This is a genomic window from Paenibacillus chibensis (assembly GCF_004001045.1).
GTDB lineage: Bacteria > Bacillota > Bacilli > Paenibacillales > Paenibacillaceae > Paenibacillus_AQ > Paenibacillus_AQ chibensis.
In genome coordinates, this window is record NZ_BIMK01000007.1 from 178385 (window position 1) to 204401 (window position 26017).

Below are 26017 nucleotides of genomic sequence, written 5' to 3' on the forward strand. Positions count from 1 at the left end.
GTATTAAAGCATTGCGCCGTCGGCGCATCGATCCGATTACAGACGTACGGCTTGGCCTCCGTCAAAAAAGTACAGCCATTTCTCGCTGATATCCTCGTGAAGGATGTCTTTCAGCGCTTTCGCATACAGCTCCAGCTGGAACCTGTACTGATCCGCAAGAGCCTCCACGCCACCGCGGTGCTCCAGCACCCTGTCCGTTTTATAGTCCACCAGCACGAGCCGTCCATCCTGACGGAACAGGCAATCGACCACGCCCTGGATCAGCACCGTTTCCCCGCCGAGTACCGACATCCCGATCAGATCCAAAGCTTCGCCGGCGAAGCCGGCCTGCTCCGACAACAAGCCGCGATGCGCCTCTTCGGCGGGCATGCCGTAGCTAAAGGGCATCTCGCGGGCGATCCACTCCGCATTCCGCAGCCTCTCACCGACCTCAGTCCGGAAAAATGCTCCCGCTTCCTCCGGCCGGATGACCTCGGCCTGCTCACGCGTCAACAGCTCACGCTCGACCAGCATGCCCAAGGTTTCCTCCACGACCGCGTCATCTACCCCGCCCCGGTCCAGCGGAATGTGCTGCATCAGGGTATGATACGCCGTACCGCGCTCCGTAGGCGTCAAGGATTGCTGCTCCATGAATTTCGGACGCTGCAGGGGCAGAGTAAAGGCGCCACTGCCGGGCCGCCCCGCCAATTCCTGGCGGAGCTGCTTTTCCTCCATCCAGTTTTCGGACGGCTGATCCTGCATCATCAGCAGCTTCTTCATCTCCGATACGGAGGTTTTGGCTGCCAGGCGCGTCGTTGTTTCAAAAGGGTACTGCCAGTTTAGCCGCGAGCCGATCGAGGCTTCGACCAGCGAATTCGCATCCTTCAGCGCATCCACAGGCTTTCGTTTCATCAAGGCTTGAAGACGGCTTTTCCGTTCAGGAGTCGAGTCCTCCTCTTCCTCCCATCCCCCAAGGGAAGCCAGAGAAAGCTCTTCCGCATGCAGAACCGACACGCTCCATACCGACGGGTCTGAGAACAAGACTGATGACACTTCCGGACCGAGGTCCGCCATTTCCCTCAGCTTTGCTGCTCCGGGATGGCGGATCAGCGCCGGTCCGACCCAATCCAGATAGCTCCGTCCCCTGGCAAGAACATAGTCCGGAAGCATATATTCCATCTCCTCTTGGACCTGAGCCCAGGAGGATACCTTTTTCTGAAGATCCTTGACCGTCCCGATCAGGAACAATTTTTCCTTGGGACGCGTCAGTCCCACGTAAAGCACCCGCATCTCCTCCGCCAGCAGCTCCAGCTGCCCTCTGCGCCGGATGGCCAGGTTAGGGAGCGTAGGGAAGCTGACCCGCTTCTCCTCGTCCACAAATTTCGGCCCGAATCCGAGCTCCTTATGCATCAGGAACGAGGCGTTCAAATCCTGTTGATTGAAGCTTTTGGACATCCCCGCCAAAAATACGACCGGGAATTCGAGCCCTTTGCTCTTATGGATCGTCATGATGCGAACCGCGTTGTCCCGGTGCTCTGCGGCAGTGGCTCCGCCAAGATCCCCTCCCCGGTCGCGTAATCGCGAAACGAAGGTCAAGAAGCGGAAAAGCCCTCTCGAGGCCGTCGTCTGTTCGAACTGAACGGCCCTGTCGTACAAAGCTTTCAGGTTGTTCTGGCGGTCAGCGCCTCCCGGAAGTCCGCCGATCCAGTCGAGATAGCCGGTTTCCCTGTACACGCGCCAGATCAGATCGCCAAGGCTCCCTTGACGTGAAGCATCGCGCCAGTGCTGCAGCTGATTCAGGAAACCGGATATTTTATCCTTCAGCTCCGCGGAGATTTCCGCATCTGAAGCTGGCCCCGAATTCGCGGCTAGCTCACGCATGCTCGGGCGAGTGTCCGGCTGCTCCGGAAATAAGACTTCCACAGCCGCCGCCGCTTCCGCACGGGCCTGATCCAGCTCCTTCGTCGCATCGCGCTCTTCATCGCTGCCCTGCTGCAGCGAAGCGGCTAAGGCATCATAGAAGGAACCGCTTTGGACTAAGCGGATCTGCGCCAGCTCCTCCTCCGTCAAACCGACGATCGGAGAGCGCAGCACGCCTGCAAGCGGGATATCCTGCTGCGGATTGTCTATGACCTGGAGCAGGGACAGCATAATTTCCACTTCGGTAGCTTGAAAATAACCCCGGCTTTGCTCTCCGTCCGCGGGAATGCCCAGCTGCTTCAATTCCTCCATGATCAGCGGCCCCCAGATGTAGGCCGAACGAAGAAGGATGACCATATCCCCATACTGAACCGGACGCATCCCTTTCAGCCCTTTGTCATAAACCAGCAGCGGCTTGGGGGAGGTGTCGCCCATCATGCTCCGGATTTTTTTAGCGATGGCTCTGGCTTCCAGCTGCGCTGTTTCCATTTCTTGCATTTCACTTTCCTGCAGGAGACCGTCTCCGTCTCCTTCCTGGGCATCTTCTTCGGCGGACGGACCATGGCCCGCCCGGTCAATCAAAAGAAGCTCCGGCGTGTATGGGTTCAGCCCCGATCCTTCCGACTGCTCCGCTGCGGGGAACGACGCTCCGTACACAAGCTCGGCCCGTTCGTCGTAGCTGATCTCGGCCACCGTTTCATTCATGATCTGGCGGAAAATCACGTTGACCGCATTCACCACTTCCATCCGGCTGCGGAAATTCCGCGCCAGGTCGATGCGGATGCCGTTGCCGCCGCCACGGTCGTATCTGCGATATTTATCCAGGAAAAGCCCCGGCTCCGCGAGACGGAACCGGTAAATGCTCTGCTTCACATCACCTACCATAAAGCGATTGCCCGGCATATCCCGCGAAATCAGATTGACGATCGTTTCCTGGACGCTGTTCGTATCCTGGTACTCGTCCAGCAGCACCTCATCAAATTGCTCCTGATATTCAATCGCAGCATCCGAAGGCATCGGATGCTCCGGTGTCGAATCCGAATGCAACAAAATCCGCAGGCAGTAATGCTCCAAATCACTGAAATCGACCGCTCCGCGCCTGCGCTTTTCCAGTTCATAGCGCTCTCCGAATTGAATGACCAGCCCGGCCAGCTCCTTCATAAGCGGAGCCGCCTCGTTCAGCTCCTTCAAAAAAGACTCGGCGGAGCGCCCGAACAAAGCACCGCGCAGATCGGCCGCCGTTTTTTTCACGGCCTCCCGCAGTTCCTTGACGCGTTCCTGCAGCACCGGATCCGTCTCGTCCTTGCGCACGCTCTTCAGCTTGCCGAAGGATATTCCTTGGAAGACTTCGTACAGCTCTTCCCAGGGCCGATGAGACATCGCTTCCCGAAGCGACTGAATCATCTCCATATCCGCGGTCAGGTTGTCCGCATAGGCAGCAGGACCGCCCGGAGCCAACGCGAGCGCATGTGCCTGTTTCAGAAGCCCTTCTGCTCCTGCCAAGGCAAGGCGGGCATCCTGCAGGATGCTCTGTACCCAGGCGGTCTGTCCGAGAGTTCCAACGTCCTCGACCGCAAAGGCTTCCGCCGTGCTGGTGAGCCATTCATCCGGCCAGGCATGGCTTCGGGAGAAATCGTACAGCTTCTGCACCAGCGCATGCATGGCGTCATCGGTGCGCTCGCCGCTGAACCAGTCCACAAGGCGGATGAAATCACTGCCTTCGGCTTCGAGTCCGTATTTTTCCTCGAACAGCTCTTCCAGGATTTCCTGACGCAGCAGTTCCGCTTCATTTTCGTTAATGATCCGGAAATTCGGATCCAGTGGAATCATCTGATAATAACGCCGTATGACTTCCAGGCAAAAGGAGTGCAGCGTCGTGATCGATGCGCGGCCCAATAGCGAAAGCTGCCTGCGTAAATGGACGTTGTCCGGGTCCTTTTCCAGCTCCTGGTCCAGCGCTTCGCGGATCCGTTCCCGCATTTCCGCCGCAGCCGCCTTGGTGAAGGTCGCAACGAGCAAACGGTCCACGCTGAACCCCTGCTCGGTATCGATGATTTTACGGATGATCCGTTCCACAAGCACGGCCGTTTTGCCGGAGCCGGCAGCGGCGGCGACGAGAATGTGGTCTCCCGTTTCGGAGATCGCCCTCCACTGGTCATCGCTCCATTTGCTGCCTTCGGGTTTCGGTATTAGGCTCAAGATGTTTCTCCTCCTTTGCTCTGGGACAGCAGCTCCCACACCTGCGATTTATCCGGCTTGCCCAGCGTATTGTAATGGTTTCCCTCCACCGCCTCGTCAAACTGGCATACCGGCTTGAAGGGGCAGAACGTGCAGGCCGTCTCCTGCTGAATCCGGTACGGTTCGATCCGCACGTCGCCTTCCGTAATTCGGGTGCCGATCGTCTCGATGCTGTTTCGGACGGAATGCAGCAGATGATCCCACTGCTCCGGACTTGCCACCGAAGCGCTGCTGTAGAAGCTGCCGTCTGATTTGACCGCCACAGGCAGAATAGACGAATGGCCCTTATCCAGCGTCGTATCCATTTTAGAAACAACGTCGCGGTCGGCCATGATCAGCCCTTTCATTTTGAAGCGTTTGAGAAGCTCATCTGCAGCCTGATCCATAGTCATGCCATTCGCAGACTGCAATATCGGGTCATGCACGTGAAAATACAGCGTGCCTGCAGGCAAAGCCTTGCTTCCAAGCCATTCCTCCGAATAGGTCAGAAGCACGTCCAGGTAGGTCAACATCTGAAGTGCCAATCCGTAATATACTTCATGGAGCCTCAGATCCTTTTGTCCGGATTTGTAGTCGATTACCCGCAGCAGCAGCCCGTCTTCTCCCTGTGCCATATCCACGCGGTCGATCCGGCCGACAACCTCCATCACCGATCCGTTCTCCAGCTCGAAGGTCAGGGGCGGCAGGGGTTTGCCCGGACCGAAGTCCAGCTCAAGCCCGACCGGCTCAAAGCTTCCCCGGCGCGCATGTTCTCCCAGGATGACGGATGCTCTTCCGACGATATTTTTGAGCTTGCGGGAAATGTAGCCGTAGCGCTTGGAGCTGAGCAAAATTTCCCCCTGCAGCATCGGCGCCAGACGCTCGACCGTCATTTCCGCCTCCCGCCGGCATTCGTCCGCGGACAAGCTGGCCCAGCTGCGCTGCTGCTCCTTCAGCCTAACGGCCATTTCGCTCAGCGCAGCATGGAAAAGCTGCCCGATATCCGGCGCCTGCAGCCGGTATAACTGGCGCTCCTTGAGCTTCAGGCCGTGGGACGCGAAATGGGAAAATGGACATGCCACGAAGCGCTCCATTCTGGATACGCTTGTGCGCACCTTGCTTCCGTACAACCTGCGGCTCGTATCGGCATTCAGCTTCAGCGTCTCGTTCCGGTAAAACAGGGAACGCAGCAGCATGTCAATCGGCCCCCTCCACTGCGGATCCTGCAAGTACCAATTGTACGTATTCCACCACAGCTCCGGTATTTTCGCGCCCTGTCTCCATCTTCTCAGCTGCACGATCAAATGGCTGAGCGTCTGCCTCGGATGTTCGATGTAAGCCTCATGCTCGGCGTCTGTCCGGTCGCTCCCGGGCTGCCCCGATATCGGCTGTTCCTGAAGTCCCGGAAACATTCTTGTCAGATGGCGCAGCACCTCTGAGGGGAGCAGCTCCTTGCCCTCGTCGTCCGCCGCGGGATAGCTGATCCACACATGGCGGCTCGCGGAAGTAAGCGCGTTGTAAATCAGGAAGCGTTCGTCCAGCAGCTTGCGCGATATACCCGGAGCCAGCTCCATGCCTGAATCCGCCAGCACGGAACGCTCCTGTTCGGTTATGATGCCGTCCTCTTGGTAAACCGCGGGAATGACCCCGTCGTTAACGCCCAGCAAGAATGCATGCTTGACCCCGCTCGTTCGGGTACGGTCCATCGTACCGACAAGCACCTGATCCAGCGAGGGCGGCACCAGGCCCAGCTTCATTTCGCTGAGTCCGGTTTCTAAAATGCCGGCAAACAATTCAAACGTCATTTTCTCCTGTCCCATCATTTCGACGATCTGATCCAGCAGGTTCAGAACCTCTCCCCACAGCTGCCGATGCTCTCTGGCCGCCTGTGGACGCCCGCTCTGCAATGCTTCGCGGTTCCAGTGGTCCAGCTTCTCGGGGATCCCCGCATCCTCCAGCAGCCCGAATACCGCGGTGCTCATATCCCGGGCCGTCTTGGCTTTCTTGATGCGCTTTTCAAATGCTGATAACGGCCCTGTAATGGCATCCCGGCAGCGCTCCATGAGCGTCAGCAGCGCTTCGCCCGTTCTCCCGTGCGCCGAGCCCCCTTCTTCCAAAGACAGGCTCGGAATGCCTTTCCAAGGGCGGCCGTCCGTCCAGCGATAGCCCTGAATGCCGCTGGCAAGCGCATAGTTTTCCAGCCGGTCCATATCCTCGCGCGTCAGCGAACCGTCCAGCGGCAGCAGCAGCTCGCTTTTTACGCAGCGGAATACGTCTTCATGCCGCCAGTAGCGCCGGATCACATCGAGCGCCGCACGGACGAATTCCACCAGCGGATGGTGCAGCTCGCTTCTCTTTTGGTCCAGGAACAGCGGCACGCCATAATCCTGAAACAACGGCATCACAAGATGCTCGTAATCGGCAAGATTACGGACGAACACCGCCATCTCCCGATATCGAACCCCCTCCTCACGCGCCAAACGAAGAATTTCTCTCAGCGTGCCTTCAACTTCGGCGCGCCGGCTGGAAGCGGGATGAATGGAAATTCCGTCTTGGACCGCTTGACCATCCACCGGCTGATAGCGCAATCTCCGGTCATACCCCCGCTCCAGATGCGCAAGCGCGCTGCTCTCCCGGAAGCGCGGCAGCATGTCAGGGTCCAGCACTGTGTTGCCGAAATCCAGACCGAGTTCCTCCGCCATGCCTCTGAGTTTGACATACGTGGTCGCTGTCGGATGAAACAGCTCCAGTTCATGCGGCGTTCGCGATCCTTCATACGGCTTGTCAAGCGTGAGCGAAATGGTCACGGATGCTGCGTGATGCATCAATTGACCGACGACCTGAAGCTCCTGCGGCGTGAAGCCATGGAAACCGTCGATCCAGATTTCGGCGCCCTGCAGATAGGAGGAATCCTTCACAGCCTCGGTCAGCCGGACCAAATGGTCTTCCTCATCGATGTAGAGCGGTGACATTTCCTGCTCAAAATCCCTATACACCGTCCAGAGATCCTCAAGCTTGCTGCGCAGCATCGGTGTGGCCCGGTGTGCTGCCTGCATCTGCTCCAGCACCTGCTTGACGGCAGACGAATCGATGCAGTATCTTTTCATCTCGGTATATACGTCTCCCAGACGGCCGACAAAGCCAAGCTGTTCTCCCGATGCTCCAAACAGCTTCAACTCGTCCTTGCGGCGTTGAATGATTTTGTACAACAGCATCTTTTTGCCTTCGTCGCTGATGGCAACTCGTGCGGCTCCCCCTGTTTCCTGCATGACTCGATAGGCCAGCCGGCGGAAGCTGAGCACCTGCGCCCGTACGCTGCCTTGTATGCCGCCCGTCGTCACCAGACCATGCTCCGCTTGAAACGATCCCTGCTCAGGAACCAGCAGTATCATGGCTTTCCCTTGCGGAGAGGTTTTGAGCTTGGCGGCGATTTGTTCTAGAATAGCCGTCGTTTTTCCGCTCCCTGAGCGTCCGATAAGAAATTGAACCGGCATGCTGCTCCTCCTTCAACCTATGTAATCTATATCATCGCATCATCATTTCAATTGAACACTCTATTAAATATATCATTCAGTATATCATATTAGCGAAAGAATAGAACGTATGTTTGACTTCGCGAACGCTCCGAAACTCTGTTTAACCCTACTATTCTATCACTAAATGTACAGGGCGTGTTTTTCAGGCAATCATTGGTTTACCCGCGTTTGGAAGGAATGTTATATTTTGCATGCTGACCGCAAATATATCGAAAAATGGTATTCTTCCGGTCGTGAGGCAAAGTTTTGCATAACTACGAAGTACGCAAACCCGGGGGACGCCAAAGCAAAAAAAGACATGGGAAGCTCTTCCCATGCCTTTTTCTTATTCTAATGCTAAAACGTTCTGCTTCTCACTTCAAAAATCGCGAATTTCAGGTAATGTCCCTCGTCAACGCCGAGAATTTGCGGATGGTCCTTGCCGGCGGCGCGCCATTCGATCAATCGCAGGATTTTGCCGGCATCGGCCGCCGCCTCCTGGATCGTCGCAAGGAACAGATCCGGGCGCATATGATATGAACAGCTGGCCGTAACCAGATATCCGCCTTCGTTCACCAGCTTCATGCCGTGAAGGTTGATATCCTTATAGCCCCGGCAGGCGCCTTTTACGGCACCTTTGGTCTTGGCAAACGCTGGCGGGTCCAGAATAACCACATCCCAGGTTCTGCCCCCGCCTGCGGTCATTTTCTGCGAAGTGTCCACCTTGTCCGCAGAGCTGGAAGCACGCTTTTGTCTTTCCTCCAGCCCTTTGACTTGGGTACGCAAATATTGAAACGCATCGTCCACCACGAACTCCACCCGGTCGGCGAAGCCGTTCAGCTCCACGTTTTCACGGGCGCTGTCGATCGCATGCTGCGAAATATCGAGGCAGGTTACTTTTTTGGCGCCGTATTGGCAGGCATGAAGGGTAAAGCTGCCCGTATGGGAAAAGCACTCCAGGACGGTCGCACCGTCCCAGTAAGGAAACGTAACGACTTTGCCGCTCTTGTTCACGGGATGCATCACAGCTCGTCCGTCCTCTTCAACCTCCTGCAGCGCGATGCCGCTGCGTTCCCCCCAGCCTGTCATGAGCGGTTCGATTGAAGCTCGGTTCTCCCTCTGATCGAAGAAGTAGCCGGTTTTCTGCCCTTCCTCGATGTCGACGCGAATCAAAAGGCCGTTCTCCCGAACCGTGACGTATCTGGGACATTCTCCGTACACCGGTCCCTTCGTCTGCTCCAGCCCCTCCAGCTCCCGCACCGGAACGTCGCTCCGCTCGTAAATCCCCCTTGGGTTCATGACCTCTACCAGAGCGTCCACGATGTCTTGACGGCGGATATCCATGCCCAGCGTCAGGAGCTGTACCACCAGCACGTCATCGAACCGGTCCACGATCAGTCCGGGAAGGAAATCCGCTTCGCCGTATACGAGACGATACGCGTTCCCTTCCTTCAGGAAACGTTCCCGATGCTTAAGACAGCTCCGGAAGCGTTCCGCGAAAAACGCCCGGTCCATGCGTTCGATTTCGCGGTAAGACACCGCGCGCACCGTAATCTGCGAAGCCGGATTGTAGTATCCGGTCGCCAGATAACGCCCCTGATGGCTTTTCACATGCACCAGATCTCCTGGCTGGGGATCTCCCTCGGTCGTCTCGATTTCGTTGCTATATATCCAGGGATGACCCTGTTCAAGCCGTTTCTTGCGGTTTTTCTGAAGAACTACAGATGCCAACATGTCCACTCCTACTCATTTGCAATTTTTGCTCATATCAAGCGATGGTTCCATCCTGCCGAATCTTCATTCAGGATTCCGTGCACGGGCACCATGTCATGGTTGTCCCGGCGAGTGCATATACGTAATACATGGACAAGAACCCGTCAAAGGAGAGCCTTTCCCATGTTTAACACGATCATTTTCCCTGTCATCTATGGACTCGTTATATTTCTGGCAGGCATGAAGGTGATGGAAGCGGCCCTTGGCAGCTGGGCCGGTCCAATGCTGTCATCCTTCCTTAAAAAAGCAACCTCTTCCCCGCTCAAAGGCATGCTGTTCAGTACAGGCATTACAGCCGTGCTCCAAAGCAGCACGGCCGTCACCGTATTGACGATGGGACTCGTAAATGCAGGACTCCTCACCTATGAGCGTACCCTCGGTATCATCCTGGGCAGCAATATCGGAACCTGCATCACCACGGAGCTGATCGGACTGCAGATCGGACAGATCGCCTTCCCCCTGCTGGGAGCCTCTATCCTTGTATGGGGAATATCGGTGATCGCCGAGGAATACAAGCTCTTCAGCCATGCCAAAGCGAACCCGTTTCGATCCGCCCAGCTGCTGGCCCTGGCTGCCGCCGGATTTGCCATGGTGATGCTCGGCATCCGTGTCATGCAGTCGATCGGCCCGGCTTTGGAGCATGCCGGATTATTCGGCTGGTTTATCGAACGAGCCGCGCATAACGTATGGTGGGGCATTGCCGCCGGCGCGGTGTTGACCGCCTTGATGCACAGTAGCGCCGCGGTCATTGGGCTTGCGATCGCGCTGGCCGCTGCCGGCACGCTCCCCGTTGGCATCGGCATCGGCATCGTCCTCGGCTCCAACGTCGGCACCTGCGTGACCGCGGTCATCGCCGCAATCGGCAGCACGACATCCGGCAAATTCGTCGCCTGGACCCATGTCGTCCTCAATGTCGGAGGCGCGCTCCTGTTTATGCCGTTCCTCCCGCTGCTGCAGTGGATGGCAGCCGCTATATCCGCGGACAGCGGTGCCCAGATCGCTCATGCACAAACGCTGTTCAATATCATTAGCTCGCTTGCCGCACTCCCGCTTTGTTACCTGCCGGTATGGAAAAAAGCGAGTCCACGATAGATTATCGCGCGGCCTCAGACATGAATGCCTAGCAACGCCAGGGCTTTACGGACAATGATATCGTTGTTGTCGTAACCGCCCTGCTCCTGCTTCAGCCATGCCTCGGCCGGATCATACCAGGAGACCCCGCTGATCTCTTCCACCTGGGGACGGAGCAAGCCGCCTTTGGCTTCTACCAAATAATAATGAACCTCTTTATCCACTTCACCGTGGACCGGATTGATATATTTATATTTAATAATATCTACCGGAGCGATAATCTCCCCGACGATTCCCGTTTCCTCTTCAATTTCACGCAGCGCCGTTTCTTCTACGGTTTCACCCGGCTCCATTTTGCCTTTGGCAAGCGATATTTTTCCGTAACGGTCCATAATCAGCTGTACTTCAAGGCGGTCTTCCACCTTGCGATATACAACGCCGCCTGCGGATATCTCTGTTCTGGCCATGATGATTCCTCCTCTTATCTCCAAGTACAACAAGGATTCCACCTCCTCTTTTGCTCATGGAAATGAAATCCTTGTTCGGTCAGAATTCTGCAAAAGCCCCTCCGGCAGGAGCCGGAGGAATTTAGCATGATCTTCAGATTATTAACCGGTTATATGAAAGTGAAGCAGCCGCAGAACCTTTCCGGTGAAGGTTATACCGCAGCGTCAGCAGCACCGTCCAGCACGCGGACAAGTTGTCCCTCGCACTCGTTGGTACCGGCCTTGGTCAATTTCACTCGGCAGAGCTGTCCCTGAAGGTCTTCGGAACCTTCGAATACAAGCTGCAGATAATTGTCGCTGAAGCCGTGCATTTTGCCCGGGCCATGGGTTCCTTTGGAGGTTCCTTCCGGAATGACGTCCAGCACTTGCCCGACGAATTTCTCGGCATAAGCCAGCTGCATCTGTTCGGACAGGCTGATCAGCTCACGCACGCGGGCATGCTTGATCTCTTCATCGACCTGATCCACCATCCGCGAAGCAGGCGTACCGTTCCGCTGGGAATACGGGAAAACGTGCATTTCGGAAAAATTGATCGCCTTCATCAGCTCATAGCCGTTGCGGAACATCTCATCGGTTTCACCCGGGAAGCCGACAATAATGTCCGTCGTAATTCCGACATCCGGCATCGCTTGGCGGATGAGCTGCATTTTGTGGTAGAATTCCTCGGTCGTATATTTGCGGCGCATCCGCTTCAGAACCGTGTCGTCTCCCGCTTGCAGCGGAATATGCAGATGACGGCACATTTTGGAGGAGCGGTTAAGCACGTCCAGCATTTTCTCATCGATTTGGCTGGCTTCGATCGAGCTGATGCGAATTCGTTCGAGCCCGTCCACTTTATCCAAATCCCAGAGCAGGTCGGATAAACGGTAATTCTCGAGATCATCTCCATAGCCGCCGGTATGGATGCCGGTCAGCACGATTTCCTTGTAGCCCGCTTCCACCAGCTGATGTGCCTGGGTAACGATGCTTTTCGGATCACGGCTGCGGGACAAGCCGCGGGACCACGGAATGATGCAGAAGGTGCAGAAGTTATTGCAGCCGTCCTGGATTTTCAGGAATGCGCGGGTGCGGTCCGCAAAATCCGGCACGTCCATTTCCTCGAACACGCGATTTTTCATGATGTTGCGTACGGCGTTAATCGGCTCGCGCTTCTCCCGAATTTCATTTACAAACGGAAGAATTTTATCGCGGTCCTGATTCCCGATGACAAGATCCACGCCGGGAATGTCCATAATTTCTGCCGGAGATGTCTGCGCATAGCAGCCGGTAACCGCGATAATCGCTTCCGGATTGCGGCGCACGGCGCGCCGGATCACTTGCCGGCTTTTCTTGTCTCCTGTGTTCGTTACCGTACATGTATTGATCAAGTACACATCCGCGGTCTGTTCGAAATCCACCTGCTCGTAGCCTTCCTTTTTGAACAGCTGCCAGATCGCTTCGGTATCATAAAAATTAACTTTACAGCCTAGTGTGTAAAATGCAACGGATGGCATTTTCAAACTCCCCCCATTTCTCCGGATTCATAAAGTATGCAGGCAAGGGCAACCATTCCCGCCGTCTCGCAGCGCAAAATCCGTCTGCCGAGCCCGACGCTCGCTGCTCCGGCTTCCTCGGCCTGCCGGCATTCTTCTTCAGTGAATCCGCCTTCCGGACCCACGAGGAGCAGAACGCCCGGCGCATGGTCAGTCGGCAAAGCCTGCATAAACGGTCTCAGCGCGTCGCGCAGCTGCAGACCCTCTTCTTTCTCGTAACAAAAATAAACGGCGTCGTAACGGTCGAACGTGGACAGGAGCTGCTTCCAGCCAAGGGGCTGAGCGACTTCCGGAACGGTATTCCGGTGGCTTTGCTCGGCGGCCTCCTTGGCGATTTTATTCCAGCGTTCCAGCCGTTTGGATTCCTTTTTGGCATCGTATTGAACGATCGTGCGCTCCGAGATGAACGGCACGAAAGATACCGCGCCGATTTCAGTGCACTTCTGGATCACCGTCTCCATCTTGTCGCCTTTGGGCAGACTCTGGGCAACGGTTACTTTAAATGCGGGCTCATGCGTCATTTCGAGCTGCTCCAGGACAGCTGCGGTGACCGCCCCTGCTTCGATGTCCGTAATCTCCACCAGCGCTTCGCGGGATAGCCCGTCGCTGACGATCAGCTTATCCCCGGTTTTGCCGCGCATCACCTTCGAAATATGACGGGCATCCTCGCCTGAAATGACGACCTTATTCTCATTCAATTGCTCAGGCGATACAAAATATCGCTGCATCCTCATCAACTTCCTATTTTAAAAATCACAAGCTACATCATACAACATTTGCCCCGGCCGTGACCAGTAATGTTTATCCTTTATATGTCCCGGGACTATGACAAAATATGCAAAAAGACGCCAATGAAATGATAGAAAAGATCATTTGCCAAAATGTACAGCGGTCTGATCGTGTAATTTTGCAGCGTCGGAATGAACAGGATCAGCAGGAAAATAAACAGCGACCACTGCTCGATCTGCTGCAGCTTGCCCCTCACGCGGTGAGGCACCAGATCCTCCACGATCCGGTATCCGTCCAGAGGCGGCAGCGGGATCAGGTTGAACAGGAACAGGAAGAAGTTCATCATGCCGAACAGCCGGAAGAACATCAAGATGGCCTGCAGCAGCTTTTCGTTCGAAATCGAAGCCAAGACTCCGGTAGACATCAGCACCGAAAAAATAAAGGTACCGATCACCGCAAGGAAAAAGTTGCTCAGCGGCCCGGCTGCGGATACCACCACGCCCATCAGGCGCGGGTTTTTGAAATTGTCCCGGTTGACCGGAACCGGTCTGGCCCAGCCAAAGCCCGCAATCAAGAGCAGAATGATCCCGATCAGGTCAAAGTGCACGGCGGGATTCAGCGTAACCCGTCCCAGCAGCTTCGCTGTCGGATCGCCGAACTTGTTGGCAAAATAGGCGTGCGAAAACTCATGCACCGTAAAAGCAATGATCAGCACGAGCAAATAAAAAGGAAGCTGATCGAGCGGCACGCTGAGTATTTTATTTAAAAAATCCATTATGACCTCTTTCTAGCTACAAATGCGACCCAGTCCTCATCACGGCATATATCCTCTATGTCAAAACCGGAATCCTCAAGTGCCTGCTGTACGATTTCCACTTTATTTTTGTAAATGCCTGACGCGATGTAGACGCCGCCCGGTTCCAAAGCCTGATAAACATCGTCAATGAACATCAAAATGATTTCGGCCAAAATGTTGGCCACGATGATGTTGACCGGAAGCTTGACCCCCAGCTCTTCATCTCCGCTGCCGTTCAGAAGGCCGAGCAGATCGCTTTCCTTCACGGTAATCTGCGATTGCATCTGATTCAAGTCAGCATTTTCGCGGGCGCTGGATACCGCTACGGGGTCCAGGTCGAGCGCCAGCACATGCTTCGCTCCAAGCAGCACCGCGCCGATAGCCAAAATTCCGGAGCCTGTGCCTACGTCAATAATCTCCTCGCCGCCTTTGACGACCTTCTCCAGCGTGCGCAGGCAAAGCGCCGTGGTCGGATGGGTTCCGGTCCCGAAAGCCATGCCCGGATCCAGCTCAATAATCTTCTCCGACTCATGCTCCGGCGTGTAATCTTCCCATGTCGGTTTGATGGTCAACTTGTCGGACACGCGGAGCGGCTTGAAATATTGCTTCCATGCCGTCGCCCATTCATCCTCGTTCACCGTCTTGAATTCATAACGAACTTCGCCCGGATCGATATCATAATCGCGAAGCTCTTCAATTCTATGCTTTACTTCCTTCAGAATATCCTCCACCGGAGCTTCCTCGGAAAAGTATCCTTTAATTTCAGCTTGCCCTTCAGGTATATCGTTTAGCGGCAGCTCGTACCACTGGCCGTAGGACGTGTCGCGTTGCTTGTTCAGCGTCCCGGATTCCTCAATGGATACGCCGCCCGCGCCTGCTTCATGAAGAAAATTGGAAATCATCTCCACGGCTTCCTCTGTCGTATGTATCGTAATTTCATGCCATAACATCGTTTCTCATCTTCCTCCTCAACATCGTGCATAGGTTTTATTGTACTATACATAAGCAGCGGAGTACAAAATTTTAAGTGAATTTGCGTTTCGAAGCGGTTTGACAAGACGAGATGAGGAGGACAGGTTCCAAAAGAAAAAAAACGCGGAGACCCGATGGTCTGCCGCGGTTTAATTTGCTTGTAACGCCTATTCCGTAATATTCCAGGTATCTTCTTCCATCTTGCGAAGCTGGCGATCATCTGCGGCCTCGCTGCGGCGCAGCGCTTCCACATCTTCATGGTCAGCCAAGGCGCCCGAAAACTCCACATCCTCGTTTTTCATGGACATCAGCTTGATCGTCTTTTCCGTCTTGGTCATGATCCGACCCTTTTTGTCGCGACTAGCCATATTTTCAGCATCCTCTCTCGTATTTATTGAAGCCTAGAAGCCTACGCCAAAAAAACCCATTAAACCATGCCGCCAGCATCTTCGACGATTCTCATGGCCCGGTCAAACGAGTCCTCCTCCACGACGACGGTCAGCAAAATATCCCTGCCTGTCGGTCCGCCTTGACCGCCGTCACTCATGCCGCTGGCTGATGGATCCGACGCCGCCAGTATGGCTGAGGTTTCTCCGTTGAACGAAGTGCCGTATGCCGCTGAAGACAAGCTGACCATGTCTCCGGCAAATAAATTCGCGCCGTACATCCGTGTTCCGGGATAGAGGCTGAAGCGGTCAATGGACATGTCGACTACGCGCAGCACCTTCAGTTTTTTCGCCGCGCCTTCCGCCTCTTCCGGGCTTTTAAAGTAAGCCAGAATATTTTTTTCACTCACATGCATTCACCTGCTCGTATCGATAATCTGGTTATCCAGTCAGTTCCTAGGCTCTGCTGCCTGACGTTAGGTTCTGCCCAATCCGGAATGAATATGCGCATCCAGGCTTAAATAGAAACATTTGCTTTACGTCATCCGCGGCAGGCTTGTCTAACGCAAAAAACCGACCCCTACGGGTCGGTTCATGCCATATTCACCAATTCGTTTCACTCAGTCGCCGCGAAAGGCACGCTTCATGCGGTCGAAAAAGGACTGCTCATGCTCATGCGTCTGTTCCCCGTCCATCGAGGCGAACTGACGTAGCAATTCCTTCTGCTCTTCGCTCAGCTTGCTTGGCGTCACGACCACGACCTTCACATGCTGGTCGCCCTGTCCAATGCCCCGCAGGCGTGGAACACCCTTGCCCTTCAGGCGGAAATACGTCCCCGTTTGGGTTCCCGCAGGAATTTTAAGCTTCACTTTCTCCGTCAGTGTCGGGATCTCGATCTCATCGCCGAGAGCCGCCTGTGCAAAGGTCAGCGGAATTTCGCAATAAATATCGTCGCCTTCGCGCTCGAAGAAATCATGCGATTTGACACGGATCACGATATACAAATCGCCTGAAGGACCGCCGCGGAGTCCGCCTTCGCCTTCGCCGGTCATTCGGAGCTGAGCTCCGTCATCCACACCGGCCGGTATTTTGACGTGAATTTTGCGCTGCTTCTTCACCTTGCCGTTGCCGCCACAGGTCGAGCACTTGTCCTTGATAATTTGCCCCGTGCCGTTACAGTTCGAACAGCTGCGGCGGTTCACCATACGGCCAAACGGCGTATTCTGAACCACTTCCTGCTGGCCGGAGCCGTGGCACACGGAGCAGGTCTGCGGCTTCGTGCCGGGCTTGGCGCCGGTGCCGTGACAGGTGTCGCAGTTTTCGGTGCGCGGAATCGTAATATCCGTTTCCTTGCCGAATACCGCTTCCTTGAACTCAATGGTCATCGTATACTGCAGGTCATTTCCCCGCTGCGGTGCATTCGGATCCCGACGGTTGCCGCCGCCTCCGAAAAACATATCGAAAATATCCCCAAAGCCTCCAAAATCGGCTCCCTGGAATCCTCCGCCCATGCCCTGGTTCGGATCGATGTGTCCGTATTGGTCATAAGTGGAGCGTTTCTGGCCGTCGCTGAGCACGTCGTATGCTTCCTTGACTTCCTTGAACTTGGTTTCCGCGTCAGCCGCTTTGTTTACGTCCGGATGATATTGCCGGGCAAGCTTGCGGTATGCTTTTTTAATGTCATCGTCGGAAGCATCCTTGCCTACGCCCAGCACCTCATAGTAATCACGCTTATCAGCCACTCTTCCACCCCCGTTGTATCCTTTAAAGTATGCCGCTCATGGAAAAAAGAAAGCCAAAGCATCGGGATGCCCCGGCTTTGACCTTCCCTTCCTGAACATAACTTTCTATAGGTTAACCTTGATTTTTATCCTCGTCAACAACCTCATAGTCCGCATCGACGACGTTGTCTCTCTTCGCTGCGCCTTCCTGGCCGCCTTGAGCTGCTTCGGCGCCTTGCTGGGCTTGAGCCGCTTGCTCATACAGTTTAACGGACAGCTGTTGAACGATTTCAGTCAGCTCTTCGGTTGCTTTCTGGATTTGTTCCAGATCGTCGGTTTCGAGGGCAGCTTTCACTTTATCTTTTGCTGCATTCGCTTTTTCGACTTCACCCGCATCGACCTTGTCGCCAAGATCTTTAATCGTTTTGTCCGTGGAGTACACGAGCTGATCAGCGTTGTTTTTCGCTTCAACCAGGTCTTTACGCTTGCGGTCTTCCTCGGCATGCGCTTCGGCATCCTTCATCATGCGTTCCACTTCGTCGTCGCTCAGGCCGCTGGAGGAAGTGATTGTGATTTTTTGCGTTTTGTTCGTGCCTTTATCTGTAGCCGATACATTGACGATACCGTTGGCATCGATGTCAAACGTAACTTCGATTTGCGGTACGCCGCGCGGTGCCGGAGGGATGTCTCCCAGCATAAAGCGTCCAAGCGTTTTGTTGCCCGCCGCCATTTGGCGTTCGCCTTGAAGCACGTGGATTTCTACGCTTGGCTGGTTATCAGCGTAAGTCGAGAAGACTTGCGATTTGCTGGTTGGGATCGTCGTGTTGCGCTCGATCATTTTCGTGAATACGCCGCCTGCGGTTTCAATACCGAGGGACAGCGGAGTTACGTCCAGCAGGACTACGTCTTTAACGTCGCCAGTCAATACGCCGGCTTGAACCGCTGCACCTAGGGCAACCACTTCATCCGGGTTAACACCTTTATGAGGCTCTTTACCTGTCAGCTTTTTGATCGCTTCCTGAACGGCTGGAATACGCGTGGAACCGCCGACCAGAACGATTTTATGGATATCGTTCGGAGTCATGCCAGCATCGCTAAGCGCTTGACGAGTTGGTCCGAGTGTACGTTCTACCAGATCAGCAGAAATTTCCTCGAACTTAGCACGAGTCAAGTTAACCTCCAAGTGCTGAGGCACGCCGTCTGCTACAGTGATAAATGGCAGAGAGATTGTCGTTGTCAGGACGCCGGAAAGCTCTTTCTTCGCTTTTTCGGCCGCGTCTTTCAAACGCTGTACTGCTGCTTTATCTTTGCTCAGGTCAATGCCCTGATCCTTTTTAAATTCGCTCACGAGGTAATCGATGATCACTTGGTCGAAGTCGTCGCCGCCGAGGTGGTTGTCACCACTGGTTGCTTTTACTTCGAAGAAGCCGTCGCCCAGTTCAAGAATGGATACGTCGAAGGTACCGCCGCCCAGGTCATATACCAGGATCGTTTGGTCTTCGGACTTTTCCAGGCCGTAAGCCAGAGCTGCCGCCGTTGGCTCGTTGACGATACGAAGAACTTCAAGGCCTGCGATTTTACCTGCATCTTTGGTTGCTTGACGCTGGCTGTCATTGAAATAAGCCGGTACGGTAATAACCGCTTGAGTAACCGGTTGGCCCAGGTATGCTTCAGCATCGGATTTCAGCTTTTGCAGAATCATGGCCGAAATCTCTTGCGGCGTATAGTCTTTTCCTTCGATAGTTTCTTTATGGTTTGTACCCATGTGACGTTTAATGGAATGGATGGTACGGTCCGGGTTGGTGATCGCCTGGCGTTTTGCTGTTTCGCCGACGATGCGCTCGCCGTCTTTTTTGAAGCCTACAACCGAAGGGGTTGTACGCGCGCCTTCCGGGTTAGGAATAACAACAGCCTCGCCGCCTTCCATAACGGCTACGCAGGAGTTGGTGGTTCCAAGGTCAATACCGATAACTTTGCTCATGAAAAATATCCTCCTTCAGAATAATGAATGTGATTGTTTTTATATTGAAACAGCCATCAAATTACATGCTGACTTTAACCATGGCGGGACGAAGCACTCGGTCCTTAAGCATGTAGCCCTTCTGCACTTCCTCAACCACGATGCCTTCCTCATGCTCATCGCTTTCGACCTGCATGATCGCCTGGTGGAATTCCGGATTAAACGGCTGTCCCACGGCTTCCATCGGCTCCAGGCCTTCGGCTTTGAGCACGCCTTCCAGCTGGCGGAAAATCATGCCCACGCCTTTGGCGAAGGAATCATTGTCGGCAATGTCGCCTGCGGCACTGATGGCACGCTCGAAATTATCAATGATCGGAAGCAGCTCGGTAATCAGCTTGGACGACGCATACTTCGCGAAATCCTCCTTCTCCTTCTGCGTCCGCTTGCGGAAGTTATCAAAATCCGCCTGGGTGCGCAGGGAACGCTGCTGATAATCATCGGCCAGCGTTTGCAGGCGCTGAACCTCGCTTTTCAGATGGGACGCGTCCAATACCTCCACATTTCCCTCTTCCGTAGAAGAAGCATCCGTGTCGGCCTGTGCGGCTGTATTTTCATTGTCCGTTTCCGCATGTTCGCGGTTTTCATTCAATTCATTGTCCAACTCTTGAGATGGATCGTTTTGTTTCAAGATGTCTTCACCTCCTTAATATGCTCTATATCTTTTTGTGGCAACCTTACGCCTTGCGTTCGCGCCGAATCAATCCTCAGATCGGTGGGCGCTTCTCATTTTAATTACATTATGAATGCGCAGCACTGCCGCAGCAACCTCGCCGGCTGTCTGCAGGCCGTGGATCTTCACCCATGCCGGATCCACGATGCCCCGGTCCTCGTAATGGATCACGAAGCCGGTATCGCAGTCCACCCCCATGTCGTCGCAGCCCTCCGAGAGCTGTGCGGCACGCGCTTCTTCCATTTTCTCAAGCGGATTATAGCCTGCATTCAAAAGAATTTGCGACATCGGCTTGCGCAGGGCGGCGGCAACGGCAGCGATGCCGAATGCCTCCATCCCTTTCACGGCCTCACGGCTTCGTTCAAGCTCGTAGGAAACGGCCAGCTCGGCCGTGCCTCCGCCGGGCAGGATCCCTCCTGCAATGGCCGCTTGAAGCGCGGAGGCCGCATCCGCGGCGATCCGTGCGGATTCGCCGACCACCTCGGCCGTGCTGGCTCCGACGATAAGCGTCACAAACGGGTCTTCCTTTTGTGCGCCGCTGCTGATCCGGACACGTTCGAGCGTCTCATCGTAACATGCCCGCGGAGTGAAGCCGAGCAGTCGGCGCAGCGGCTCCCGCTCCTTATGTAAGGCCGTCCGCCTGAGCGGCACGGCTCCGGTCATCGCGCTGACGCGGGCCAGATCACTCCGGCTTACCCGTGGAATGACCATCATTCCGTGATCCATGCAAAATTGTTCGGCATCGGGATGAATGCCTTTCTCCAGCAGTACCAGGCCCACGCCCAGCTCCGCCAAGCCCTGCAAATCACGGGCAAAGCGTTCGCGCAGATCCATGTAGCGGGCGAAGCCTGCTTCGGTCGTCAGCACTTCCTCATCCAGGCTTTCCGGCTCGAGCGCATCGTGCAAAATAAGAATGCGGGTATCTTCCAGTACTGGAGCATCATGAGGATACAGAGGCATCTGCCTGAGCAAAAGGCCTTCGAACACCTCATGATTCCCCTTCTCGTGCGCTGTCACCGCATCGGCCAGCAAATAGGACGGATCCTGCAGTTTGCGGATGCCGATAATCGCGGCCGCTTCCATCACCAGGGACACGATTTCTTCCCGTTCTCGGCCGGCGACATACACGGCTTTGGCGAGCAGCGGATCGTTCAAGTCCCGGATATCCTTCGCTCGGCTCCGCAAGGAATCGCAAGCCATCTTGATGCCCTGCTGCATGCCAGCCACCACTTTGGAAGCCGGCACACCGCGCACGATCTGGGAGACTCCTTCCTGGACCAGCGCCCCTGCAAGCACGGTGGCGGTGGTGGTTCCATCCCCCACTTTTTTCTGCTGGGAGCGTGCCACCTGAATCAGCAGCCTCGCTGCCGGGTGGCTGACATCCATTTTATCGAGAATGGTGACCCCGTCGTTCGTAATAATCACTTCTCCGCGGTCGCCAACCAGCATAACATCCAGCCCTTTAGGGCCTAAGGTTCCTTCGACCGCCGAGGTGATGGCACGGACGGCATTGCTGTTGTTAAGCAGCGCCGCGTACCGCTCCTCGCCTTCGCGCACCGGCTGTTGGCCTTGACTCATCCGTCCTCATGCCTCCTTATTTATAATGCTTCGACAGCATTGTAGTGAGGTCTTTGGACAAAATACCGAGCAAATTCATGACCCTCGCATATTCCATCCGGGTAGGTCCGAGAATTCCGATCGTTCCGAGTGCCGTACCGTCCAATGAATAGGTAGCTGTAATCAGGCTGCAGTTGGCAAAGGCCTCATGATCATTTTCGGTACCGATTCGTACTTGAATACCCGATCCATTCTGCGTCGCCGCCATCATCTTCATCAGCGTCGGCGTTTCCTCAAGAAGATCCAGAATATCCTTGACCTTCTCCACATCCTTGAACTCCGGCTGCCTCAGCATATTGGTTGCACCACTCAAGTACACACGCTGATCGGTCTCATCGTCCACGAATATGTTATCCAGAATACCCATGATTTCTTCAAAATTAGTCAAGTGACGCTGCATTTCCTGGCCCAGCTCCCGGTAGAGCCGGGTTTTCAGCTTATAAAGCGGCACATTGACCAGCTTGCTGTTAAGCAGATTTACCACCTTTTCCATTTCTGAAACAGAAATACCGGGCGGTATGGCCACCGTCTTACTCTCAACCTGGCCCGTGCTGGTCACGATAATGGCCACCGCCGTCGTCTCATTCAGCGGCAAAAGCTGGAAATGGCGCAAACACGTATGAAAAACTTCCGGCCCTAGCAGGATGGAAGTGTAGTTGGTCATATGGGAAAGGATCATCGCGGCGTGCTGGATGACCTGTTCCGTCGCGTTCAGCTTCTCCGCGAAGAAGGCACGCAGTGTGCGCAGCTCCGCCGGGAGCGCTTCATGGATCGGTTCCAGATGATCCACATAATACCGGTAACCTTTGTGAGAAGGGATGCGTCCGGCCGACGTATGGGGCTGCTCCAAAAATCCAAGCTCCTCCAAATCAGCCATTTCATTGCGTATGGTCGCAGGACTGTATCCGACATCTCCCCGTTTCGATATGCTGCGCGAGCCGACAGGTTCCGCAGAACGGATATAATCGTCAACAATGGCATTCAATATCAATTTTTGGCGTTCGGTAAGCATGTCTTCCCCTCCCTTTGGTCCATAAATTTCGCAATCGTTAGCACTCGACTTCAATGAGTGCTAAGCACTAATACAAAAATACCAAACTGACCTGAGCATTGTCAAGTCAGTTCGGTATCTGTTCAGATTCCATGTAAAATCACAGCGACGGGTCGGATTTTTCAATATTAACGAAGCATAAATTCCATGTCCCGGCCGGCATCATAGTAGATATAAAATCCCGGATTCAGCTCAACCGTATGCTTCATTGCAAAATCCGGATATCGATCGATATGCTTGCTCTGCGACCCTGGTCCCCTCGGCGTCATCTTCGGAAAGAGCGTCTTCCCGTCTACCTTGAGCGTCGTTTGGCTGATTCCCCTGAAGATATCGGATTCCGAATCGGATTCCACCACCAAATCCTTGCCATCCATATAATAGGTGAAATGAACGATGAAGGACTCCAGCTTGATATCTACCGACTGCTTCAAGGCCGAAGGCTGCTTCAAGGTCATCCAGTTTCGTGTAACATCCCGCATCGTTACGTTGGCATTCTTCAGCAGCAGCTTCATCGGAACCTTGGACCAATCCTTGTACCACTCCGGTGACTCGAAGGCAAACACATGCGTATAGTGGCTCGGATCATCTCCTTTAATGGTATAGGAGCCAGTTATCTCCTGTCCGCCTACCTGCAGACGGACGTCCTTGAACATGACATCGGCTTGCGTGCTGCGTTCCTCCATGGATCTGTCATCCTTAATGGAGATCACGATTTCCAGCGGCGTGATGATTAACTGATCCAGCTGGACTCCTGTTTTTTGTTTGAACTCTTCGACCCCTTGCAGAGATTGCGTATACACAGCTTCGCTTGCTTTCTTGCCGTCCGCTTGGAAATGGAAAGACCAGGCCCCCGGAATCCGAACGGTTTCCTTCATATAATTGAAGCTCGGCTTGGACGCTTCCCAGTCTTTCAAGGTCATATTGCTGAAAAGCTGCTCGATCAGAACCCCATCATCTTCCGGCGGGAGCTGCGTCAGCATTCCGCGGCTGCCGTTATCGAGCGTCAAATGCGGATCGCCCCGCCCCTCGACTTTATGATCGGTTACGGCAACGTTATAACGGACGGCCAGACTGTTCTTAGACTCGGTCACCGACTTTACGCCGATTTCGGGATACAAAGCTTCCCCGGTCGCAATCGTATCCCCGGTGTTTGGCACCTTGTTCAGCCGCTTTTCGACCGGCTTGTAGGTGACGAGGTTGTCGGCCTCAAGCGTCAAGCTTTTTTGGCCCTGCTTCAAAATGTCATTGGCTTCATAAATCCCGAGCAGCTTTCCGCTAGCCTCGTCGTATCGCAAATATCCGTTCACGGGCTCTTCCGCACCCGACTCGTCCTTGATCACCACATGCTCCAGCTCCACGGCGTCCTGGGCTTCAAGCTTCGCATCCGTATCGATCGAAACGAGTATTTTCATTCTCTCTCCATCGGTGACGACCCCCTTCAAGCTCATCGTCACGCCTTTGCTGGTTACATTCATATCGTAGCGCTGGCCGATCCCGTTATTAAGCGCATTGCTTACGGTACGTCCTCCATACAGGCTGCTCCAGTTCAGCGATACTCCCGCAAACACGGGAACGGCGGCAGCCATAAAGCAGGCAAAAACGATGGCAGCTGGAATCCATTTTTTCCTCGCGCCTGCGGATTTCACCGAAGACGCATTCAATCTGCGCGCCGATACCTCCCGCTCAATGTTCTCCCACATCCGGTCATAGTCCGGGTGGGGAGGAGCCTGAAGCTTTTCCTGAACCCGTTCCTTATAAAACCGACTCATTTCGGATCATCTCCTTTTCATGAAATGCAGACATTCGCCCCAGCAGCTTGGTCCCCCGGTTCAATCTCGATTTCACCGTGCCTTCGGGGATGCCGAGCATCTCCGCAATTTCCGGCACCGTCAGATCATTGACATATCGCAGGATGACTGTCATCCGGATTTTATCCGGAAGCTTGCCGTACAGCTGCTGAAACTCCATTCGCACTTCCCGTTGGTCCACAATCTCCTCTACTGAATGGGAAGCACGGGGGCGGGTCAGCAGGTAGGCCCTAAGTTCCTTAGCCCAGCCGTTCTTTCGCCTTCTAAGCACGCTGCTGCACTCATTCGACGCAATTCTAAGCAGCCAGGGCTTCAGCTCACGGACTTGCGACCTGTCGGCCAGCATCGCTTTGACGAACACCTCCTGGCAAAGATCCTCGGCGTCAGCGCGGTTCTGCATCATGTAATAGCAGAGATGATAGACTTGTTCCTTGTAAGCCTCGAAAAGCTCGCGGTCATTCAATGGATTGGCACCTCCCTCATTTGGCGTCTCGATAATATGACCCATAACTTCGGGCAATCGTTCATTTTTTTATGTATAAAAAAACCATTTCCCCTTCAGCCATCATACATGACTCGAACAGGAAATGGTTTATATGGTTTTTTATCGCCTCTTGCTTACTTAGCCCTCAATGCATTTTTTCAGCGTTTCGATCATTTCAGCTCTGACGTCAGCTTCTTTGTATCCCAGAACCGGCATCGTATCCTGCGGGTCAAGATATGCATCTCTGTTCTGCGTTTCGGCTGTGTCTGCGATATGAATGCCATGCTCTTTGCCATGGGCCAAAGTTTCGGCATCAATTTTTTCCATTGCCGGCTTCATCTGCTCCAGCGGCATGACGACCACCTTGGTGTCCGTCTGCCCGAGCAGGTCCGCAATAATCTGATGAAACTCGCTGTGCTTCATGTTGATTCCGCCGATCGCGTAACCCGTCCGATGCTTGCCGTTCTCGATCGCCCCGACGGCAGCTTCCGCAACCTGCTGAACCGGTTACCATTGCGGTTCCGCCGCCCAGTACCGGCACAATCTCTTGACCCTTAACCCGATCCACGAACATGGTCCAAAGCGGCTGGCGTCCAGGCATCATTCCAAATATATAAGGCAGGCGGAGCGTCATGACGTCCATGCCTCCCTCGCCCTCCATATAGGCAACTTCTTCCTGCAGCAGGCGCGTGCGGGGATAAGCGTTATGTTCCTTGAGCTTCAGATCCGTCCAAACCTCGGTAAAATGCGCGAAATACGAACCGAACAGCACGAACTTTTGGACCCCGGCTTGTCTTGCGATACGGGCCAGACGCTGGGTTGGAAGCACGTTTGCTTCATAGAAAAATTTCATCGCAGGCGCATCCGGTACGACGCGTTCATCCGCTCCGGCGGCATATACAAAGGCGTATTTCCCTTTTAACAGCTCCAATACCTCTTCATCGCTCATTTGGTTAATGTCTCCGAGCCTGCAATCAACTTCTTTCGGTAGTAACTCCTCGGCCGGCATTGGAGGCAGCGAGATCGTCGATACCTTGTAATCGCGCCGCAGCAATTCTTTTACGGTGTAATATCCGAGAAAACCCGTTCCGCCAAGCACAAATACCTCTTTCATGAAGCTCATCCCCTCTGGAATCGTCGTTGTCGTTCGGCTGTGTATCATGTTGTTGTTTTCCTAAATTTAGGATAGAATGAATTTGAACCATCGCACGCCGCATATATGATTAATTTGTGAAATTTTTCTCATGGTT

Annotated in this window: 20 protein-coding genes; 1 reads left to right on the forward strand and 19 read right to left on the reverse strand. The window is 54.4% G+C overall.

From position 1 onward, the window contains the following. Positions 1-36: 36 nt before the first annotated feature. The 3 genes from addA to PCH05_RS07440 form a co-directional block, all read right to left on the reverse strand. On the reverse strand, positions 37-4101 hold the full coding sequence (addA, locus tag PCH05_RS07430) for a helicase-exonuclease AddAB subunit AddA (RefSeq protein WP_127601935.1): 4065 nt from the start codon (positions 4099-4101) through the stop codon (positions 37-39). After that, the gene (gene addB / locus PCH05_RS07435) at positions 4095-7610 is read right to left on the reverse strand and encodes a helicase-exonuclease AddAB subunit AddB (RefSeq protein ID WP_127601732.1); all 3516 of its coding nucleotides are present in this window, start codon (positions 7608-7610) and stop codon (positions 4095-4097) included. The genes addA and addB overlap by 7 nt, the downstream gene beginning before the upstream one ends. Before the next feature lie 378 nt (positions 7611-7988). Next, a complete protein-coding gene (locus PCH05_RS07440) occupies positions 7989-9362 on the reverse strand; it encodes a class I SAM-dependent rRNA methyltransferase (protein ID WP_127601733.1) in 1374 nt (457 codons plus the stop codon). A 165-nt stretch (positions 9363-9527) separates the two neighbouring features. Here PCH05_RS07440 and PCH05_RS07445 point away from each other — a divergent pair, with 165 nt between their 5' ends. Beyond that, positions 9528-10496 carry a Na/Pi cotransporter family protein gene (locus PCH05_RS07445; protein WP_127601734.1) on the forward strand — a complete coding sequence of 323 codons (969 nt, stop codon included), beginning with the start codon at positions 9528-9530 and terminating at the stop codon, positions 10494-10496. Positions 10497-10510: 14 nt separating this feature from the next. Here PCH05_RS07445 and PCH05_RS07450 read toward each other — a convergent pair whose 3' ends face one another. From PCH05_RS07450 to PCH05_RS07520, 16 genes are all read right to left on the reverse strand, one after another. After that, positions 10511-10942, reverse strand: coding sequence for an NUDIX hydrolase (locus PCH05_RS07450; protein WP_127601735.1), 432 nt, complete (start codon positions 10940-10942; stop codon positions 10511-10513). 191 nt (positions 10943-11133) lie between these two features. Beyond that, positions 11134-12474 carry a tRNA (N(6)-L-threonylcarbamoyladenosine(37)-C(2))-methylthiotransferase MtaB gene (gene mtaB, locus PCH05_RS07455; RefSeq protein ID WP_127601736.1) on the reverse strand — a complete coding sequence of 447 codons (1341 nt, stop codon included), beginning with the start codon at positions 12472-12474 and terminating at the stop codon, positions 11134-11136. Positions 12475-12476: 2 nt separating this feature from the next. Next, on the reverse strand, positions 12477-13241 hold the full coding sequence (locus PCH05_RS07460; RefSeq protein ID WP_127601737.1) for a 16S rRNA (uracil(1498)-N(3))-methyltransferase: 765 nt from the start codon (positions 13239-13241) through the stop codon (positions 12477-12479). Between the two features lie 95 nt (positions 13242-13336). Continuing rightward, complete coding sequence (locus tag PCH05_RS07465) at positions 13337-14017, reverse strand: site-2 protease family protein (RefSeq protein ID WP_127601738.1); 681 nt, start codon at positions 14015-14017, stop codon at positions 13337-13339. Beyond that, entirely contained in the window at positions 14017-14988 is a 972-nt protein-coding gene (prmA, locus tag PCH05_RS07470; RefSeq protein ID WP_127601739.1) for a 50S ribosomal protein L11 methyltransferase, read from the reverse strand. Before prmA ends, PCH05_RS07465 begins: the two co-directional genes overlap by 1 nt. Positions 14989-15177: 189 nt before the next feature. Further along, on the reverse strand, positions 15178-15378 hold the full coding sequence (locus PCH05_RS07475) for a YfhD family protein (RefSeq protein ID WP_127601740.1): 201 nt from the start codon (positions 15376-15378) through the stop codon (positions 15178-15180). A gap of 59 nt (positions 15379-15437) precedes the next feature. Next, a complete protein-coding gene (locus PCH05_RS07480) occupies positions 15438-15806 on the reverse strand; it encodes a hypothetical protein (protein WP_127601741.1) in 369 nt (122 codons plus the stop codon). Positions 15807-16016: 210 nt separating this feature from the next. Beyond that, positions 16017-17138, reverse strand: a complete 1122-nt coding sequence (dnaJ, locus tag PCH05_RS07485; protein ID WP_127601742.1) for a molecular chaperone DnaJ — start codon at positions 17136-17138, stop codon at positions 16017-16019. Between the two features lie 112 nt (positions 17139-17250). Continuing rightward, the gene (gene dnaK, locus PCH05_RS07490) at positions 17251-19098 is read right to left on the reverse strand and encodes a molecular chaperone DnaK (protein ID WP_127601743.1); all 1848 of its coding nucleotides are present in this window, start codon (positions 19096-19098) and stop codon (positions 17251-17253) included. A 61-nt stretch (positions 19099-19159) separates the two neighbouring features. Further along, positions 19160-19765, reverse strand: coding sequence for a nucleotide exchange factor GrpE (gene grpE / locus PCH05_RS07495; RefSeq protein ID WP_127601744.1), 606 nt, complete (start codon positions 19763-19765; stop codon positions 19160-19162). 69 nt (positions 19766-19834) lie between these two features. Beyond that, on the reverse strand, positions 19835-21385 hold the full coding sequence (locus tag PCH05_RS07500) for a TCP-1/cpn60 chaperonin family protein (protein WP_127601745.1): 1551 nt from the start codon (positions 21383-21385) through the stop codon (positions 19835-19837). A 16-nt stretch (positions 21386-21401) separates the two neighbouring features. Beyond that, positions 21402-22436 (reverse strand): heat-inducible transcriptional repressor HrcA, encoded by a 1035-nt coding sequence (hrcA, locus tag PCH05_RS07505; protein ID WP_127601746.1) that lies wholly within the window; start codon positions 22434-22436, stop codon positions 21402-21404. Between the two features lie 167 nt (positions 22437-22603). Beyond that, entirely contained in the window at positions 22604-24244 is a 1641-nt protein-coding gene (locus PCH05_RS07510; protein WP_127601747.1) for a DUF4179 domain-containing protein, read from the reverse strand. Further along, a complete protein-coding gene (locus PCH05_RS07515; protein ID WP_127601936.1) occupies positions 24228-24746 on the reverse strand; it encodes an RNA polymerase sigma factor in 519 nt (172 codons plus the stop codon). Before PCH05_RS07515 ends, PCH05_RS07510 begins: the two co-directional genes overlap by 17 nt. Positions 24747-24905: 159 nt before the next feature. After that, positions 24906-25094, reverse strand: coding sequence for a hypothetical protein (locus PCH05_RS27625; RefSeq protein WP_246049398.1), 189 nt, complete (start codon positions 25092-25094; stop codon positions 24906-24908). Next, positions 25081-25929 carry an NAD-dependent epimerase/dehydratase family protein gene (locus PCH05_RS07520; RefSeq protein WP_246049399.1) on the reverse strand — a complete coding sequence of 283 codons (849 nt, stop codon included), beginning with the start codon at positions 25927-25929 and terminating at the stop codon, positions 25081-25083. Before PCH05_RS07520 ends, PCH05_RS27625 begins: the two co-directional genes overlap by 14 nt. Positions 25930-26017: the final 88 nt, after the last annotated feature.

Excerpts from the sequence above, each read along its gene's own strand:
- PCH05_RS27625 (WP_246049398.1), bottom strand. The coding sequence starts at position 25,094 with ATGGAAAAAATTGATGCCGAAACTTTGGCCCATGGCAAAGAGCATGGC.
- hrcA (WP_127601746.1), bottom strand. The coding sequence starts at position 22,436 with ATGCTTACCGAACGCCAAAAATTGATATTGAATGCCATTGTTGACGAT.
- PCH05_RS07520 (WP_246049399.1), bottom strand. The coding sequence starts at position 25,929 with ATGATACACAGCCGAACGACAACGACGATTCCAGAGGGGATGAGCTTC.
- PCH05_RS07445 (WP_127601734.1), top strand. The coding sequence starts at position 9,528 with ATGTTTAACACGATCATTTTCCCTGTCATCTATGGACTCGTTATATTT.
- PCH05_RS07500 (WP_127601745.1), bottom strand. The coding sequence starts at position 21,385 with ATGAGTCAAGGCCAACAGCCGGTGCGCGAAGGCGAGGAGCGGTACGCG.
- mtaB (WP_127601736.1), bottom strand. The coding sequence starts at position 12,474 with ATGCCATCCGTTGCATTTTACACACTAGGCTGTAAAGTTAATTTTTAT.
- PCH05_RS07510 (WP_127601747.1), bottom strand. The coding sequence starts at position 24,244 with ATGAGTCGGTTTTATAAGGAACGGGTTCAGGAAAAGCTTCAGGCTCCT.
- dnaK (WP_127601743.1), bottom strand. The coding sequence starts at position 19,098 with ATGAGCAAAGTTATCGGTATTGACCTTGGAACCACCAACTCCTGCGTA.
- addB (WP_127601732.1), bottom strand. The coding sequence starts at position 7,610 with ATGCCGGTTCAATTTCTTATCGGACGCTCAGGGAGCGGAAAAACGACG.
- PCH05_RS07465 (WP_127601738.1), bottom strand. The coding sequence starts at position 14,017 with ATGGATTTTTTAAATAAAATACTCAGCGTGCCGCTCGATCAGCTTCCT.
- PCH05_RS07450 (WP_127601735.1), bottom strand. The coding sequence starts at position 10,942 with ATGGCCAGAACAGAGATATCCGCAGGCGGCGTTGTATATCGCAAGGTG.
- PCH05_RS07475 (WP_127601740.1), bottom strand. The coding sequence starts at position 15,378 with ATGGCTAGTCGCGACAAAAAGGGTCGGATCATGACCAAGACGGAAAAG.
- prmA (WP_127601739.1), bottom strand. The coding sequence starts at position 14,988 with ATGTTATGGCATGAAATTACGATACATACGACAGAGGAAGCCGTGGAG.
- PCH05_RS07460 (WP_127601737.1), bottom strand. The coding sequence starts at position 13,241 with ATGCAGCGATATTTTGTATCGCCTGAGCAATTGAATGAGAATAAGGTC.